Origin of the sequence: Burkholderia sp. 28_3 (assembly GCF_003253915.1) — a bacterium.
GTDB lineage: Bacteria > Pseudomonadota > Gammaproteobacteria > Burkholderiales > Burkholderiaceae > Burkholderia > Burkholderia cenocepacia.
This window is the reverse complement of the sequence record NZ_QKZF01000024.1, coordinates 86,193-101,442: the sequence shown is the minus strand read 5'-3', so window position 1 is coordinate 101,442 and position 15,250 is coordinate 86,193. Positions and strand designations below refer to the sequence as shown.

General features: G+C 66.5%; 16 protein-coding genes. 6 read left to right on the top strand and 10 right to left on the bottom strand.

Annotation, left to right across the window (positions count from 1 at the left end):
• Positions 1 to 396: 396 nt before the first annotated feature.
• Positions 397 to 1,188: an HAD-IIB family hydrolase gene (locus DFS13_RS33385; RefSeq protein WP_111442680.1), complete on the top strand. Its 792-nt coding sequence runs from the start codon at positions 397 to 399 to the stop codon at positions 1,186 to 1,188.
• A 118-nt stretch (positions 1,189 to 1,306) separates the two neighbouring features.
• A complete protein-coding gene (locus DFS13_RS33380) occupies positions 1,307 to 2,407 on the top strand; it encodes an AraC family transcriptional regulator (protein WP_111442679.1) in 1,101 nt (366 codons plus the stop codon).
• 16 nt (positions 2,408 to 2,423) lie between these two features.
• On the opposite strand, the gene DFS13_RS33375 is transcribed toward DFS13_RS33380, so the two are convergent.
• The 5 genes from DFS13_RS33375 to DFS13_RS33355 all read right to left on the bottom strand — a co-directional run bounded on the left by DFS13_RS33375 (position 2,424) and on the right by DFS13_RS33355 (position 6,724).
• A complete protein-coding gene (locus DFS13_RS33375; protein WP_034203740.1) occupies positions 2,424 to 3,935 on the bottom strand; it encodes a HAMP domain-containing sensor histidine kinase in 1,512 nt (503 codons plus the stop codon).
• A complete protein-coding gene (locus DFS13_RS33370; RefSeq protein WP_006484292.1) occupies positions 3,935 to 4,654 on the bottom strand; it encodes a response regulator transcription factor in 720 nt (239 codons plus the stop codon). The genes DFS13_RS33375 and DFS13_RS33370 overlap by 1 nt, the downstream gene beginning before the upstream one ends.
• A gap of 288 nt (positions 4,655 to 4,942) precedes the next feature.
• Positions 4,943 to 5,593, bottom strand: coding sequence for a hypothetical protein (locus tag DFS13_RS33365; protein WP_111442678.1), 651 nt, complete (start codon positions 5,591 to 5,593; stop codon positions 4,943 to 4,945).
• On the bottom strand, positions 5,590 to 5,919 hold the full coding sequence (locus DFS13_RS33360) for a hypothetical protein (protein WP_111442677.1): 330 nt from the start codon (positions 5,917 to 5,919) through the stop codon (positions 5,590 to 5,592). The genes DFS13_RS33365 and DFS13_RS33360 overlap by 4 nt, the downstream gene beginning before the upstream one ends.
• 52 nt (positions 5,920 to 5,971) lie before the next feature.
• Positions 5,972 to 6,724, bottom strand: coding sequence for a hypothetical protein (locus tag DFS13_RS33355; RefSeq protein ID WP_134163187.1), 753 nt, complete (start codon positions 6,722 to 6,724; stop codon positions 5,972 to 5,974).
• A 187-nt stretch (positions 6,725 to 6,911) separates the two neighbouring features.
• Between DFS13_RS33355 and DFS13_RS33350 the strand changes: the two genes are divergently transcribed.
• Positions 6,912 to 7,868, top strand: coding sequence for a DUF4189 domain-containing protein (locus DFS13_RS33350; RefSeq protein ID WP_111442675.1), 957 nt, complete (start codon positions 6,912 to 6,914; stop codon positions 7,866 to 7,868).
• A 267-nt stretch (positions 7,869 to 8,135) separates the two neighbouring features.
• Here DFS13_RS33350 and DFS13_RS33345 read toward each other — a convergent pair whose 3' ends face one another.
• Positions 8,136 to 9,023, bottom strand: a complete 888-nt coding sequence (locus DFS13_RS33345; protein WP_060213430.1) for a LysR family transcriptional regulator — start codon at positions 9,021 to 9,023, stop codon at positions 8,136 to 8,138.
• A 113-nt stretch (positions 9,024 to 9,136) separates the two neighbouring features.
• On the opposite strand from DFS13_RS33345, the gene DFS13_RS33340 reads away from it, so the two are divergent.
• Complete coding sequence (locus tag DFS13_RS33340; RefSeq protein ID WP_048987802.1) at positions 9,137 to 9,907, top strand: NAD(P)H-dependent oxidoreductase; 771 nt, start codon at positions 9,137 to 9,139, stop codon at positions 9,905 to 9,907.
• 271 nt (positions 9,908 to 10,178) lie between these two features.
• Here DFS13_RS33340 and DFS13_RS33335 read toward each other — a convergent pair whose 3' ends face one another.
• The 4 genes from DFS13_RS33335 to DFS13_RS33320 all read right to left on the bottom strand — a co-directional run bounded on the left by DFS13_RS33335 (position 10,179) and on the right by DFS13_RS33320 (position 13,639).
• Positions 10,179 to 10,538, bottom strand: coding sequence for an avidin/streptavidin family protein (locus DFS13_RS33335; RefSeq protein ID WP_058903747.1), 360 nt, complete (start codon positions 10,536 to 10,538; stop codon positions 10,179 to 10,181).
• A gap of 628 nt (positions 10,539 to 11,166) precedes the next feature.
• Complete coding sequence (locus DFS13_RS33330) at positions 11,167 to 11,970, bottom strand: hypothetical protein (RefSeq protein ID WP_060213441.1); 804 nt, start codon at positions 11,968 to 11,970, stop codon at positions 11,167 to 11,169.
• A gap of 131 nt (positions 11,971 to 12,101) precedes the next feature.
• Positions 12,102 to 12,929, bottom strand: coding sequence for a hypothetical protein (locus DFS13_RS33325; RefSeq protein WP_012493791.1), 828 nt, complete (start codon positions 12,927 to 12,929; stop codon positions 12,102 to 12,104).
• 122 nt (positions 12,930 to 13,051) lie between these two features.
• Positions 13,052 to 13,639 carry a tetratricopeptide repeat protein gene (locus DFS13_RS33320; protein ID WP_006498539.1) on the bottom strand — a complete coding sequence of 196 codons (588 nt, stop codon included), beginning with the start codon at positions 13,637 to 13,639 and terminating at the stop codon, positions 13,052 to 13,054.
• 418 nt (positions 13,640 to 14,057) lie between these two features.
• Here DFS13_RS33320 and DFS13_RS33315 point away from each other — a divergent pair, with 418 nt between their 5' ends.
• Together DFS13_RS33315 and DFS13_RS33310 are read left to right on the top strand one after the other, a co-directional pair.
• Positions 14,058 to 14,660, top strand: coding sequence for a TetR/AcrR family transcriptional regulator (locus DFS13_RS33315; protein ID WP_006485824.1), 603 nt, complete (start codon positions 14,058 to 14,060; stop codon positions 14,658 to 14,660).
• Positions 14,661 to 14,723: 63 nt separating this feature from the next.
• The gene (locus DFS13_RS33310) at positions 14,724 to 15,239 is read left to right on the top strand and encodes a hypothetical protein (protein ID WP_111442674.1); all 516 of its coding nucleotides are present in this window, start codon (positions 14,724 to 14,726) and stop codon (positions 15,237 to 15,239) included.
• Positions 15,240 to 15,250 lie beyond the last annotated feature (11 nt).

The window sequence follows — 15,250 nt, the reverse complement described above, 5'->3', positions numbered from 1 at the left end:
GCGAAGGTCGACCCGCGATCACTTCGTCGAGGCGCCCTGAAGCCCTATCATCGACTTGCCCCTCGGCGTCAACCCCGCACTGCTATAGATACCTGTCTCTTCGTCATGTCTCACTCCTCTTTGGACGGCACGCCAGCATGCGTACCGTTCGCACGGGGCCTGCACGCCGGAGGGACGCGGGCCGCCGCCTGACCGGCGACTATCGCCCGCGCGACGCGCTTTGCAAATGATCCGGGCGGCCGAAAACATGATCGAAACGGACATGCGTGCTCGCTCCCTGTCCAGGCAACTCGGCCGCGCGCATATTCCCCGGCGCGAATTGCAAAGCAGCAAGCGGCATGGCGCGGCGTGTCGCCGTTCTTCATAATCGACGACCGTCCCTCATCCGCCGAGACCATGCAGCCGCTCGCCCTGGCCCCCGCCGACACCTTCTCGTCCGTTCGCTTCCTGCTGACCGACATGGACGAGACCCTCACGCATCGCGGCCGCCTCGCCGCGCAGACCTATGCGGCGCTCGAGCGGCTGCAAGCGCGCGGCATCCGCGTGATCCCGGTCACCGCCGCGCCGGCCGGCTGGTGTGACCAGATGGCGCGGATGTGGCCGGTCGACGGCGTGATCGCGGAGAACGGCGGACTCTTCATCCGGCGCAGCCCGGACGGGCACGGCGCCGAACGCCGCTATTGGCATGCGGACGATGCGCTCGACGGCGCACGCGACGCGCTCCGGCGCATCGCGCAGCATGTCGCGACGGCCGTCCCGGCCGCCCGCCGCCCGGACGACCAGGACTTCCGGCTGACGTCGCTCGCGTACGCACGCACCGGCGGCGACCAGGACGACCGGATACTCGACGCGCTGATCGAGGCCGGTGCCGACGCAACCATCAACAATCTGTGGGTGATCGGCTGGGTCGGCGGGTACGACAAGCTGTCGATGTCGCTGCGCGTGCTGGCGGATACGTTCGGCGTCGATGCCGGCGCCGCGCCCGGGTGCGTCGCCTATTCGGGCGATTCCACGAACGACGCGCCGATGTTCGGCTATTTCACGCATACGGCCGGCATGAGCACCGTTATCGAGTATCTGCCGCAGTTGTCCGCGCTGCCGCGATGGATCATGCAAGGCCCGGGCGGCCTCGGCTTCGTCGAGTTCGTCGACGCGATCCTGCGCGCGCAGCCCGGCGATCGGAGCTGACTACCCGCGCGGCGGGGTGGCGCCGGCGTATATCAGGGTGAACCCGGTGGCGGATGGGATCGTTCCCGCGCAGAATTGCGTGCCGTCAACGATATCGATTCGGACGCAGGATCCCGTCATGCCGCGCAGTGCGCTCTTGAAACCGACCGACGCCCGTCCCGCCCGGCTGCCGGACGCCGCTTCCGCGCACGCGTTGCGCGAGCAGCGCTTCACGCCGGCCAAGCTGGCCGTGCTGGTCGACGTGGCCGCGCAAGCCGGCCTCGATCCGGCCGCCGTGCTCGTCGGCACCGGCCTCGCGCCGGCCGACGTCGCGGACCCGTTCACGCTCACGTCGCCGCTGCAGTTCCTGACGGCCGCGCGCAACGCGGTCGCCCGCTACGACGGCCCCGACCTCGGCGTGCGCGTCGGCCGCCGGCTGCGCGCGTCGAGCTACGGGATGTACGGCTACGCAATGCTGTGCTCGGAATCGCTCGCGCACGCGTTCGATTCCGCCGTCAAATATCACCGGCTCGCGAACGGCATGCTGCCGATCCGCTGGGTCGAACAAGGCGATACCGCGTCGTGGCTGTTTCCGGACCGCCACGAAGTCGCGCTGCCCGATCTCGACGAGCCGCTGTACCGTTTCCTGATCGACATGCAGTTCGCGCTGCACGTGACGATCATCAAGGACGTGATGGGCGGATGGTGCGTGCCGGCGCGCGCGCAGTTCGCGCAGCCGCAGCCGCCGCACTGTGCGCTGCTGGCCGACGCGCTCGAATGCCCGATCGCGTTCGACCAGCCGCACCACGTGCTCAGCTATCCGGCGGCCTGGCTCACGCGCGCGCCGCAGCTCGCGAATCCGATCACCGCCGCGCAGGTGTCGTCGCACTGCGCGAGCCTGCTCGACGAAATGCGCAGCCAGGCCGGCGTCACGCGGCGCGTATACCAGGAACTCACGCGCACGCCCGGGCAGTTTCCGGACATCGACGCGATCGCCGAGATCCTGTGCATGACCTCGCGCACGCTGCGCCGCAAGCTCGAAGCCGAAGGCACGTCGTACAGCGAACTGCTGACGAGCGTGCGCAAGGCGCTCGCGATCGACTACCTCAGCACAACCACGCTCAGCACCGAGGACATCGCGCTGACGCTCGGCTTCAGCGACGCGGTGGGATTTCGCCACGCGTTCAAGCGCTGGACCGGCACGACGCCGAGCGACGTGCGACGCAAGCGCGGCGGCTGACGCCGCCGATCGAAGCTCAGCGTGCGTCGCCCGCCGCCGGCGACGCGACCGCCAGCGCAAACTCGAACACCGCGCCGCGCCCGGCCCGGTCGACGAGCCGGATGTCGCTGCCGTTGAGCGCCAGCATCCGGTGCACGATCAACAGGCCGAGCCCGCCGCTCGTCGCGGTGCCGCCGCTCATCGGCCGCTGCGGCCGCTGGAACAGCCCTTCGCGCCGCGCCGCCGGAATCCCTGCCCCGGTATCCGACACGGTCACGACCACGCGGTCGCCGTGCGGCGCCAACGCGATCTCGACCTCGCCGTGCGCGGGCGTGTGCCGCAGCGCGTTGTCGAGCAGGTTGGTCAGCACGCGCTCGATCATCCCGAGATCGGCCGACACGACCGGCACGCGCGGCGGAATCCGCGCATGCAGCGCGACGCCGCGCGATTGCGCGCTCAGTTCGAACTTCTGGAATACGTCCTGCACGAGATCGACCAGCGAGAACGGCTCGCGCTCGGCCTGCACGCCGCCCGATTCGAGCCGCGCGAGCTCGAACAGCGCCTGCGCGAGCCGCCCGACCTTCGCGCTCTGCGCGAGCGCGATCGACAGGTAGCGCCGCCGTTCGGGCTCGGCCAGCGTGTCGGCCTTCAGCGACAGCGTCTCCAGATAGCCGTGCAGCGACGTGAGCGGCGTGCGCAGGTCGTGCGAGATGTTCGTGATCAGTTCGCGCCGCTGCTGGTCCTGGCGCGTCAATGCGCGCCACTGGTCGCCGATCCGGTCGGCCATCTGCGCGAACGCGGATTCGAGCACCGCGATGTCGTCGCCACGACGGCCCGGCGGCAAACGCAGCACCGGCGGCTGCACATCAGCCGCGCCCGGCGCGCCGGGCGCACCGTTCGCGTCGAAGTCGCGCATCGCGGCCGTCAGCCGGCGCAGCGGGCGCGTGATGAAGCTGAATGCGGTAAGGCCCGCGAGCAGACCGAGCAGCGCGACGATCGCCATCGACCACAGCGTCGTGCGCAGCACGTTGCCGGCGTCGACGCGCGCGGCAAGCCGGTCGTGCGCCTCGCCGAGCAGCACCACGTAGATGTAGCCCGACGGCGGCTGCCCTGGCCGCTGCAGCGGCGCGGCGCTGAACACCTTGCGCGCGTCCGGGCTGCGCGGATCGTCGCCGAGGATCGGCAGCGGCTGGCCCGCGATGAAGCGCTGCACCGGCGCGAGATCGACGCGGTCGCGCTTCACGTGGCCGGGCGGCGCATCGTCGCCCTTGATGCGCCCCGCGTTGTCGAGCAGGTACACCTCGACGCTCGGGTTCACGCCCATCAACTGGCCGAACAACGTGCGCACGGCGTCGGGGCGCAACCCGTTCGCGTCCATCAGCGGCGCACTGCCGGCGATGTTGGTGGCCAGGTCGCGCGACAGCGCCTGCACGACTTCCTTCTCGCGCATGTCGTTCGCGCGGATCTGCAGCCACGCCGACGCACCCGAGCACGCGAGCAGCAGGATCGAGAACACGAGCGACAGCCGCCGGGTGAGCGTGAGCTTCATCATGCGTCCCGCTGACCCGGCGCGGCGAGCTTGTAGCCGCGCCCCCACACGGTGAGGATTCGCACGGGCTCGGCCGGATCGGCCTCGATCTTCGCGCGCAGCCGGTTGATGTGGGTGTTGACCGTATGTTCGTAGCCTTCGTGCTGATAGCCCCACACCGCATTGAGCAGGTCCATCCGCGAGAACACCTTGCCCGGATGCCGCGCGAAGAAATACAGCAGATCGAATTCGCGCGGCGTGAGGTCGATGCGTGCGCCGTCGACGCTCGCTTCGCGCGCGATCGGGTCGATCGCCAGCCCGGCGACGTCGAGCGTGCCCGCGTCGAGCCGCGAATCGCGCGCGAGCGCATCGACGCGCCGCAGCAGCGCCTTCACGCGCGCGACGAGTTCGAGCACCGAGAACGGCTTCGCGAGGTAGTCGTCGGCGCCGAGTTCGAGGCCGAGGATCCGGTGCACCTCGCTCGATCGCGCGCTCGTGATGATGATCGGCGTGTAGCGCGTCATCGCGCGCGCCCGCCGGCAGATCTCGAGGCCGTCGACGCCCGGCAGCATCAGGTCCAGGATCAGCGCGTCCCAGCCGCCCTGTTCGAGCAGGCGCAGCCCTTCGGCGCCGTCCGCGCTGTGCACGACTTCGTAGCGCTCGTCGCGCAGGTGCAGGCTCAGCACGTCGGCAATGTCGGCATCGTCCTCGACGATCAGGATACGTTTCGGTTGGTCCATGGCGGTGGGCGGCGGCACGTCGGAGCGGGGCTCGGTCACGGTTGTCGGGCGGCGATCGGAGCCGACGCGAAGCACGGCGGAAGGCGGCACTGCCGTCATTGTGCAAAATTTTGCGGCGGCAAGGGATCACATTTCGTTTATGTTTGCGCCGCGCGTGCGCCGTCAGCCCACGCCGTCAAGGGCGGGCGCGGCAATCTGGCCCCTGAAACGCGATGTCGGACACGCCGGGCGGCACGCTCGATCGACAGCGAAAGGTTCGCCAGCCGACGGATCGGCGTCGCTCGTCCCTCAACCTCTCGATTGCCGCGGCACGATCCGGGCATGGGCCGCCCGCGACGCGCCTCTGCGTTCCGCGTCGCGCATGAGCTTCGTGAGTTCGCGCAATCGCTCGGCAGAAATTTCGTCGCGTTCCAACCCTTCGCGGCCGTCCACCCCGGCGCGACTCCCGAACGTCGAGCGACGCGGTCCGGTCGACGCAATGTCGGACGCCATCCCATCCACGATCGACTTCAAATTCGATGTCGAAGGAGAAGCGTTGTCGATGCCGTCCGTTTGCATCCGTGCGATCCACTCGATCGTCATCGCATCGTCTTCGCTCACGCCTTCCATGCGAAAAATGCCGGGCGCACTTGGCGAGCGATCGGCTCGGCGCAGCACCGTACGCAGGAATCCCTTCGCGAATCCTATGCGGCTGAATTGCCAGTCGGCATCATGCTCGACAAGGTCATCGTTGACGGTCTGCTGCATCGAGACGTGGTCGGTGTATCCCGCATAGCCTTTCGGCTCGCCGGGAAAGTACTGAAAAACCAGCGATGGCGATGCGTCCGACCGCGGTACGCGTGGTGCCGCCTGCTTTTGCCTGCTGTTGTTCACTGCCGCCACGAACGCCAGCAGACCGGCGCACGCGCCGACCAGGATGGCAAGGACAGTGTGTTTCATCGTTCGCTCTCGACGCGCGCCGCACCCGGATCGCCTTCCTTTTTGAGGGAGCGTGCGTAGGTGTCGTCTGCCCCGACGTTCAGCGCCATGGCTGCATCGAAAAGCGCCGTGACGGCGGCTTCATCGTCGCCCGACGCACAAATTTTCTCGGCTTTCGCGATGTACCGCTGCTGGCCGTCATAGACGGGCTGATCGATGGTTTCTTCTGCAAGCGCGGTGTCTACCTGCGTCTTGTACAGCGTGAGACTCTTCGTACATTTCGATCCGGCCGTCGGCTTGCAGGCAAACGTGAACAGACACAGCAGAAGCGCGCAGTAAAGCTTCATCGATCGATGACCTCGCCCATTACTGCAAGAACGTCCACCGCCGCGCGAACGGCTACAACGATTGATCATCGATGGCCACGAGTTGCCAGCACGATCCCGACCGCTGGAAGAGATAGCGAACCTTCTGGCCGTTGTCCGATCCGGCATATTCGACATGACCAGTCGTCTTGCCGTCCTGAGTAATGCGAACGACCTTTCCTTCCCGCCTGGCACGTTCGACATCCATCATCAGCGGGTAGGACACCTTTTGCTCGGTGACTTGCTTGGTCACCGGTTTGGGTTCCGGCCGGGCGGCGGCATCGATATGGGTGACGGCGAGGGGCCAGCGGGTAAACCGCGCCTGAATCGAAATCCTGCCCGAAAACGCCTTGACGAACGCGCCGAGCTCGCTGGCGGGACAGGCCGATGGGTCGAGCAACGGCGCCTTGTCCGAGGCGACTCGGGCCGGTTCATGGTCGACCGGTCCGCCGAGCCGCGTGACCGCCAGGACCTTTTCGACAATGCGGTTGCTTCCCTTCATGTAGGTCGTCGCCGCGATGTCACACACCGCGTTCTGTCCGCATTCCTTTTGCGCCCTGGACTCGGCTGCGGAATCCGCTTCAAAGAAACACGTCGGCTTGCCGTCCTTCTCCGTCGAAGAACCGGCTATGCCGGAGCCGGAACTGAACGTACCGCTGCAAACGAAGAACGTCGGTGGAGAGGGAGCCGTCGCAGAACGGGCCGATGACTGGTCGGCCGCCGCCTCGCCCACTCCCGCGACGAGCGTCACGGCCAACCAGCCCATTGACAGTTGAATGCGAGACATCAGCGGCCGCCTCATTTTGAAATTTCATTGACCAGGAAGGTGCGGTCAATCCTATCGTGAATGCATCATCGTCGATTGTTAAGAACGGCAAAATCAACGGAAAATTTTCCACAATAAACTTCGATGCACCGAAGTGATATAACGCAACGGACATCTTCACAAACCTTGCGTAGAGGAAGCATCGTTCATGAAAACGAATGGACTCCTTTCTATGATGGTGATTGCGCTCGCCGGGTTCTCGCTGCCGACGCAGGCGTCCGCTCAGGCCTATCCGTGCGAAGGGCCCGGGCCCGGCGAGCGGGTCGTGGGCATGACGCAGGGTGGTCTCGGCGTCGCGCCGAGTCCACTATGCGCGCCGGATGACAGCGAATCGGGGCCCTCCCGTGCTTCCGGCAGAAAGGCGGCCGAACACGGTGACGGGTGGCTTCGCTATGAAGCCGAAACGCCATCGAACACGCGATATACCGCCGTTGCCTGGCATCAGGATGCCGCTGATGTGTGGGTCGTCGGCAATCTCGCCGATCGCAACGACGCCGCGCTCGCGGCAGTGGCCGCCTGCAATGCCGTGATGGGCAAGGGCTGCGAACTCGCCGGTACGTGGTGGAACGCCTCGGTCACGATCGTCCGTGACCGGTATGGTTCGTTTGCCATGGGCTGGGACGGCAACGGCGGTGCGCAAAGCAGACAGACGCTGGCCGACTGCTCGGCACACCAGCTCGTGCCATGCGAGGTCTTTGCGACGATTCCGTTGGGCAGCCGGCGTTCGCCCGATGTTTCGGTCCGCAAACGCTATGCGGCCTCCGCCTGGGCTACCGATGCGGCAGGAGATGACGGAAAGCTGTATGTCGCGAGCGGGTATCGCAAACTCGACGATGCGACGACCGCTGCCGTCAAGGCCTGCAGCGACGCCACCCAAACCGCGTGCAAGAGCAATGCGCTCACCGGCAACGGCGTCATTGTCGCCTACCGGCTCAATGGCGGAGATAGCAGCGCGACCTCCGAAACCTCGGCGGCGCGCGCCCGCGCTGCCGCGCAGGCGGCCTGCAACAAGCAGGCGAACAAAAGCTGCGAGATTCAGGCCGTGTTCGACAGCCGCCGGCCGGGCCTCTTCGTCCACGACTTCAAGACCGGTCAGACGCGCTAGCGGCAGGTGTCGTTGCCGGGCGTTTCCGGGGCCGCGATCAGGCGCGGGTCCAGTTCGGTCAAACCGTCTTCGAGTCATGTCCGTGCCCGCCGTCGAAGGACGCTGCCAACGTCAGCGGTCGGCGCGACACAGGCGCTGCCGTCGCGGAAGGTGCATGCGTGCGTCGATGCGAGGAGCGCGAGGCTCGGGGAAATGCGGCCGGCCGCACCGCCAAGGACGACGCGGCCGTAACGCTTCGCATGCCGAATCATCCGGCCCGCGGGTCCGTCAGCGATGCGCGTCACCTGCGAGCCGCGCGTGCAAGGCCTCGATCGACGTTGCGACGAACGACGAGAACGCGCGAATCCGCGCGGTGTCGCGCAGGTCCGGATGAGTCAGCAGCCACAGGTCGGTCGCCAGTTCGTCGATCCGGCCGCCCAGCCGCACCAGATCGCGCTCGTCGTCGGCCAGGTAGCACGGCAACACGGCTGCACCGATGCCGGCGCGTGCCGCGGCGAACAGGCCGAGCAGCGTATCCACCCGATACCCGCAACGCGCATCGGCGCCGTGGGCATGCATCCATCGCTCGAGCGGCCGGTAACCCATCCGCCGGTCCGGCCCGACCCACGCGAGATCGTCGGCGCGCTCGCGCCACCCGGGTGCCGCATAGACGGCCTGTGCGATCGTACCGACCCGGCGGCCGATCAGCACCTCAGGCGGCGACGACGACGGGCGGATCGCGACATCGGCCTCGCGCTTCGACAGATCGAAGACCGCGTTCGATACGGACACTTCCAGCGTGATCTCCGGGCAGGCATGCCGGAACGCGGCGAACACCGGCGACAGCAAGCCCGACAGCAGCGTATCGGTGGTCGTCACGCGCACGGTGCCCGATGGCCGCACGTCGCGACCGGCCACGCGCCGCTCGACGCCATGCACCTCGTCCTGGATCCGTTCGGCGGCAGCGGCGGCGTCCTCGCCGGCCGGCGTCGGCGCATAACCGGCGCGGGTCCGCTCGAACAACTTGACGCCCAGTTCGGCCTCGATTGCCGCGAGGCGGCGAAACACCGTCGCGTGGCTGATGCCGAGCCGCCGCGCCGCGCCCGCGAGCGAACCGGCCTGCGCCACCGCCAGCACGAGCCGCAGGTCGTCCCATGACAGCCGCTGTTCATTCATGCAAACCTCGTTTGCGAAACTGGCCAATTCCCGTTCATTCTCGCAACGCGTACCGTATCAGGCAAATCCCGGCGCAAGCCGCCTTCACCGGCACACCATGAGGAACGCCGCCCATGCACACGCTGATCGTTCATTGCCATCCCGAACCCCGCTCGTTCAACGCCGCGCTACGCGACACCGCCGCGCGGACGATGCGCGCGCTCGGCCATGACGTCGAGGTGTCGGATCTCTACGCGGACGGGTTCGATCCGGTCGAGGCGCCGCGCCACTACCCGTGTCGCGCGAACGCCGACGTGTTCTCGGCGCTGGTCGAACAGCGCCACGCGAGCACGCATGCCACGCTGCCCGCCGACGTGCGCCGGGAGATCGCCCGGCTCGAGCAGGCCGACCTCGTGGTGTTCCAGTTTCCGGTCTGGTGGCATGCGGCGCCCGCGATGCTGAAGGGCTGGTTCGATCGCGTGTTCGTGAACGGCGGCCTGTACACGGGCAGCCGCCGCTACGATCGCGGCCACTTCCGCGGCCGGCGGGCGATCTGCTCGGTCACGACCGGTGCGCCGGCCGCGACGTTCGGCCCGGGCGGGCGCAGCGGCGACATCGGCCTGCTGCTGTGGCCGATTCATTACTCGCTGCATTACATGGGGTACGACGTGCTGTCGCCGGTGCTCGCGCATGGCGTGCAGGACGCGCACGGCGGTTACGCGTATCAGGACGATGCGGCGCTGGCGGCCGAACTGGCCGCGCATCGCGACACGCTCGCGCGCCGGCTCGCGAACTGGCAGACGGACCGGCCGCTGCGATTTCCGGGTTGGGATGACTGGGACGAGCACGGGACGCTCAAACCGGGAGTCGTCGGGTACGACCGGTACGTGCGCGGGTGTGCGTGAGCCCCTCACGGGAAATTCCGTGACGCTGCGTCGAATTGACTTGCGCCCGGACGGGAGGAAAGGCTGCTGGTGACGCTAGCCCAACCTGTTCGACGCGGAGCGCGTTCGGGGCACTGCACGGCAGCTCGCCGACGCGCGAGACCGCCCAGTCGCGACCGGCCCGGTGACGACGTTCGGCACGAACCTGCATGCCGCCCGCCTGCCACGCCGTTCAGGTCAGCAACGGGCATCGCACCTTGCAATCGCTCCGGACCACGAGTTTGCAGATACGTTACCCCGCGACTCTCTCGAACGTATCCGCATTGGTCTGGACGGCATGTGCCCATCCAGACTCCGATGATCGTGAGCCTTGCCGAGGCGCCTGGCTGGTAACGACATGCCATACCGTCTGCAGCGTGCCGTCACGCAGCATGCCCGTGAAAGAACAGATCACGGTAACCCGGTCATTCGATATGCCGAAAGCGAAGTTGATGCAATCGCCAAACCAGACGCCCGAGACAGGCAGATCGTGACCGAAGAAGGCGCTGTCCTGCAACGCGGTGCTGAATACGCCACGAATGGCGCCCTCCTTGTCGTCGGTGATGGAAAGTGTGGAGCCGTATTGATTACGCCACGTACCGATCCAGTTCATAACGCACCTCCGGAGCACGCGATCACGCGCCAATGGGCCGAGCGTTCCAGGCGCCGGCGCCTTCTCGCGGCAATCGGGCTCGCAAAGCCGGCGCCGCGCATGGGCGAGCACCGTCGTGACAGAAAATCCTGGCGCGAATCCAGCAATAGTGATGCATCACCAGCGCCCACGGCGCCGGCATGACGATCAAAAAGTATAGACGCTCGTCGGATGATATGAGGCGGTGCATGTGGCGATCCGGCCAGTGCGGACGCTTGTGTTCCCCCACTTTGTTGACCACACGATGCCGTCCGGCACGAAGGCTCGCCTGCGTCGACATGAGCCGATCAAGGGGCCCGCACGTTTTCCCATTGCTGCTGCGGTCGCCACGACGGCGTCGGGAAGATGTCGAGCAACTTTCTCGCCTGAACCGCTTGGGGTTTCTGGATGAAATTCACGCGGCTCGCTCTGTCAACGCCCCGTCGTTGCAACGGTTATCTCGACGGCGGACAACAGAGCGCGCCGTCACGTTCCTGCCAGTCGGAAAATCGGGCCGGCGCCCGCGTGACGACGTGACCTGCTGCATGCCGCCACGCAGCATCGTCAACCACGGGCGCGCAACCAATCCCCGCCCGCCGTCCATGCATACTCAGTATGACTTGCCGCCCACCGTCGCCGATTCCAGTTCGCGCGTGATGATCTGCGTGCCGCCCACATCGGCGATCGACTTGACCATGCCGACACCCGGCGCGAGCCAGTCGTCCGCGATTGTCTTGCTGGTCAACGCCGGGTTGGTGAAGGTCTCCGTCGTGTGATAGTGGCATGCGTTCGCGAAGACCTTGCCGTTCCGGAGGCTGACCGTTTCGCGCGCGACGTAGGTCCGCTGGATCGAGACGGACGTTTGCGCGCCGCCGGACGGAAAGACGGGCGTATCGACATAATTCACCGTCTCGCTTCCCGTGAGCCCGATCGTCTCGACATAGGGCGGCGAGTTCACATCGCGCAACGCGAGCGTGCTGCCGCTGTAGACCTCGCCGCCGTAGTTCGTGCGCACGCCGTTGCCGACAAGATAGTAGTGGTTGGTCTGAATCGGCGAGCCGGTCGTGGTTTCGGCCTGCTGCGTGAGCGCCACGCCCTCGAACGTCGCCGGCGCGAAGGTCCGCGTGTACACGCCGTTGTCAACCGCCGGGCTCTGCGCCGTCGCTTGCGTGTACATGTGCAGTTGCACGGTATCGCCTTGCTGGTAGACCGGATCGCACTCGACGTTCGAGGCGGTCGGCGAACCCGAATTGCCGTCGGATGTGCCCGTCGTTGGCGTGCCGCCCGTCCCGCCGCTGCCGCCGTTGTTGGTCGTGCCCGATCCGCCGGACGCGGCGGGCGAGGAATTGTCGTCGCCACCGCCGCAAGCGGTCAGCGCCAGGCAGGTCAATGCAATCAGTGCAACGGCTTTCATCGGGATCACCTTCGGAACGAACAGGACGAACGCAGCCGGTGCGCGCGCATCGTGCCGCACGCACCGACCCTCACGAATCGGACATCAGGAATCAAGGCAATCGGCCGGCGGCCCTCGCCGGCCCGGCGACGTCAGTTGACCTGCAGCTGGCCACCGCGGCCCAGCCCGCCCTTGACGTCCTGCGCCTTGTAGCTGCGCAGCGCGACGACCATCTTGTTGTACGCATCGATGAACGCGACGACCGTCGCCTTGCCTTCCGGCGTCGCCGAGAAACCCGCCAGCGCACCCCCCACGCCGCCGCCGAACCCACCCAGCGCCGCGCCGTAGTTGGTCGCCGTCGAGCTGCCTTCCGACGCCGCGATCTGCACCGCCGAGCGCACGTCGAACAGCGTCAGCGTCACGACCGACGCCTTCGTCTGCAGGTGGCCCGCCACCGCCGCCACCGCGCTGTTGCCGATCAGCCCGCCGATCATGCTGCCGATCCCGCCGATCGGCGAATCGTTGATCACGATCTGCGGTTCCATGTAATAGTCGGCCGCGACACGCTGGCCCTTCTGCTGCTTCGAGCCCGCGCGGTATTCGCCCGAGTTGCGCTGCAGCTGCGTGATGCGCGACAGGCGCGCGTCGCTCTTCTGGTTGCCGATCGACGTGATCACGAAGCAGTTCGACTGCTGCACCGCCAGGCGCAGCAGCGGGTCGATCGTCGTCATCTTGGTCGCGCTGCCGAACGGGCCCCACCAGTCGGCATTGCGGCCGTCGTCGACCGCGATCGTGCCGAGCGGCGACGTGCAGCGCTGCAGTTGCGAATCGGCGCCGGCGCTCGCGCCGCCAGCCGCGGCGCCCGTCACGCCGGCGTTCTGCCCGCCGGGCGTCACCACGCCGCCGCAACCCGCGACGGACGCGCCAAGCGCTGCAACCAGCGCACCTTGAGTGAGACGTTGGAGAAGGTTGGTCTTCATTGTCGTTGTCGATCGATTAGAGTCGTTGTTCGGCTTATGCGTCCGTGCGAACTTCGATAAGCCCCCCGGCGTGGCGCGCGATGGTGGTCTCCCCGCGGCTGCCCCCGTTGCTCGATGCCCGGTCAGTAGTACCAGTACGTCTGCTGCCAGACGCCGTAGTACGGATAGCCCGAGTACCAGTAGCCGTAATAGACGTCACGCCATTGCGTGCGCCATTTCCAGTCTTCCTCGTCTTCCTTCTTGGCCTTGCGCGCGAGATCGAGCAGCTTTTTCGATTCCTTGTCGCCGCGGCCGGCCGCGATCGACAGCCACTTCTCCGCTTCGCGCGCATCCGAGCCCATTTCCTCGAGGCCGAACAGGTAGAAACTGCCGAGCGCCTTCTGCGCGTTCAGGTCGCCGCGTTCGGCGGCCTCGCGCATCCACTTGAGCGCCTGGTAGCTGTCCTGGCGCACGCCGTCGCCGCGGAAATAGCGCAGGCCGAGGTCGTAGGCGGCCTTCGGCTGGGTCTTCGCGGTCTGCTTGAGCGCGGCGATGCGCGGCTCTTCGCGGTCTTCCGCCTCGTCCCTTTTTTGATAGGAGACCTGATCTTTAGGGCGATCGGAACAACCTGTGTCGTCGCAGATCCGTACCGTGCCGGCAGTCACCGACGGATCCTGCGCGCACGCGGCCAACAGCAACAGCAGCCCCGGTGCGAGTAAACGGCGATACATGGGTATTTTCCTCACGTTTCATTGGCGCCGTATTGCTTCGCGCGCTCGCCCGCGAGCATGCCCCCGGCCGGTGCGGGGCGCGACGAACATCGTCCGCGGGCCCGCGTGCCAAGGCTCTCTCAGGTTCTCTTTTCGGCTTGAAACATCGTTGCAGCGTCTGACACGGCAGAAAACGGCACGCGGTAAACCCGCTCTTGTTCTGTCTCTTTAATCCACGCAATATCGATCGCTGCTTACTGGCTTCAAATGATACATATCGGTCTATCTAATAGTCAAGATGACTTGATAACCGGCTCGACAAGCGAAGATTGTCGGGGCGGAACGGCCATCAGACAGCGCCAGGAGGCCGATTTCATCGACCCGCATGATGCTAGAATAATCGGTCTATGCTGTTGAAATATCGAGGAGGAAGCCGTTCGTGCGAGCCAACAAACGCCAGCTGGTGGTAGACAAAGCGACCGAACTGTTCTCCAGGCATGGATTTCACCCGGTGGGCGTCGACTGGATCATCGACGATTCCGGTGTCGCGCGAATGACGCTGTACCGGCATTTTGCGAGCAAGGACGAGCTCATCCGCGAAGTGCTGGTCCAGCGCTACGACCTGATCGTCGGCAGCATCGACGCGCAGTTGCAGCACGTCGTCGATCCGGTCGAGCGCGTCAAGACCGTCTTCGACTGGTATGAAGCGTGGTTCCGCACACCCGAATTTGCCGGCTGCCTGTTCGAGCGTGCGCTGGCCGAATTCGGCACCGCTTATGCGCCGATCTCGGATGTCGCGATCCGCTATCGCCGCAAGATGGTCGAATGGATGGCCGAACTGATCGAAGCCGTCGTGCCGGCCGAAACCGCCAACCGGCTGGCGACCGTCTTCATGATGCTGCTGGACGGCGCCACGGTCGAAGCGCGGGCGTTCAACGATTCCGCGGCGGCCCAGCGCGCATGGCAAGCCGCGCATGCGCTGCTCGAACAGGCGATGCACGCGCCGGTCTCGCCTGCCGAAGGTGCCGGTCGCCCGACGTAACGCAACGTCGCGCGCCGTCGTATTGCAAGCAAACCGAGGTCGGAGGGTGCCGGGGAGGACGACATGCATGACCGGATGCGCTGGATCGGTTTCGCGATGGGTCTGGCGATCGCGTGTACCGGCTGCAAATCGGTGAATGTCAGCCGATATGAAATCCAGCACCGCGATCGAAACGGTCTCACGATCGTTGCGTTCACCACGGAAGACCTGGCATCGCTCGACCGAACGCTGTGGGCCGACCACGTCTACCTCCGCTACACCGTCACGCCGCTCACCATCCGCAAGCGATTCGATACGGGTGAACCCGCGCTCGACGACTATCCGTTTGCTGCGCGGCGGCTCGCCATCCGCGCCCCGTGTCCGGTCCCCACGTCGGACTTCTGTTCGTCCTGGTTCATTCCGTTCCACGATCGCGCGGGGCTGCACGGCCTGGACTATTTGTCGGGGCTCGATGCCAACGAACCCGCGCGCCTGACGTTGCGCATCGGCGGCGGGAGCATGGTCGGGGCCCGGCTGGTATCGAAGGAACACGCGATCGACGTCGACGTGGGCGACAGGGCGAAGCCGACCGGACCGTGAGGCCCGCCCCG

Excerpts from the sequence above, each read along its gene's own strand:
- DFS13_RS33350 (WP_111442675.1), top strand. The coding sequence starts at position 6,912 with ATGAAAACGAATGGACTCCTTTCTATGATGGTGATTGCGCTCGCCGGG.
- DFS13_RS33385 (WP_111442680.1), top strand. The coding sequence starts at position 397 with ATGCAGCCGCTCGCCCTGGCCCCCGCCGACACCTTCTCGTCCGTTCGC.
- DFS13_RS33345 (WP_060213430.1), bottom strand. The coding sequence starts at position 9,023 with ATGAATGAACAGCGGCTGTCATGGGACGACCTGCGGCTCGTGCTGGCG.
- DFS13_RS33380 (WP_111442679.1), top strand. The coding sequence starts at position 1,307 with ATGCCGCGCAGTGCGCTCTTGAAACCGACCGACGCCCGTCCCGCCCGG.
- DFS13_RS33375 (WP_034203740.1), bottom strand. The coding sequence starts at position 3,935 with ATGAAGCTCACGCTCACCCGGCGGCTGTCGCTCGTGTTCTCGATCCTG.
- DFS13_RS33325 (WP_012493791.1), bottom strand. The coding sequence starts at position 12,929 with ATGAAGACCAACCTTCTCCAACGTCTCACTCAAGGTGCGCTGGTTGCA.
- DFS13_RS33370 (WP_006484292.1), bottom strand. The coding sequence starts at position 4,654 with ATGGACCAACCGAAACGTATCCTGATCGTCGAGGACGATGCCGACATT.
- DFS13_RS33335 (WP_058903747.1), bottom strand. The coding sequence starts at position 10,538 with ATGAACTGGATCGGTACGTGGCGTAATCAATACGGCTCCACACTTTCC.
- DFS13_RS33365 (WP_111442678.1), bottom strand. The coding sequence starts at position 5,593 with ATGAAACACACTGTCCTTGCCATCCTGGTCGGCGCGTGCGCCGGTCTG.
- DFS13_RS33310 (WP_111442674.1), top strand. The coding sequence starts at position 14,724 with ATGCATGACCGGATGCGCTGGATCGGTTTCGCGATGGGTCTGGCGATC.
- DFS13_RS33340 (WP_048987802.1), top strand. The coding sequence starts at position 9,137 with ATGCACACGCTGATCGTTCATTGCCATCCCGAACCCCGCTCGTTCAAC.
- DFS13_RS33355 (WP_134163187.1), bottom strand. The coding sequence starts at position 6,724 with ATGTCTCGCATTCAACTGTCAATGGGCTGGTTGGCCGTGACGCTCGTC.
- DFS13_RS33330 (WP_060213441.1), bottom strand. The coding sequence starts at position 11,970 with ATGAAAGCCGTTGCACTGATTGCATTGACCTGCCTGGCGCTGACCGCT.
- DFS13_RS33320 (WP_006498539.1), bottom strand. The coding sequence starts at position 13,639 with ATGTATCGCCGTTTACTCGCACCGGGGCTGCTGTTGCTGTTGGCCGCG.
- DFS13_RS33360 (WP_111442677.1), bottom strand. The coding sequence starts at position 5,919 with ATGAAGCTTTACTGCGCGCTTCTGCTGTGTCTGTTCACGTTTGCCTGC.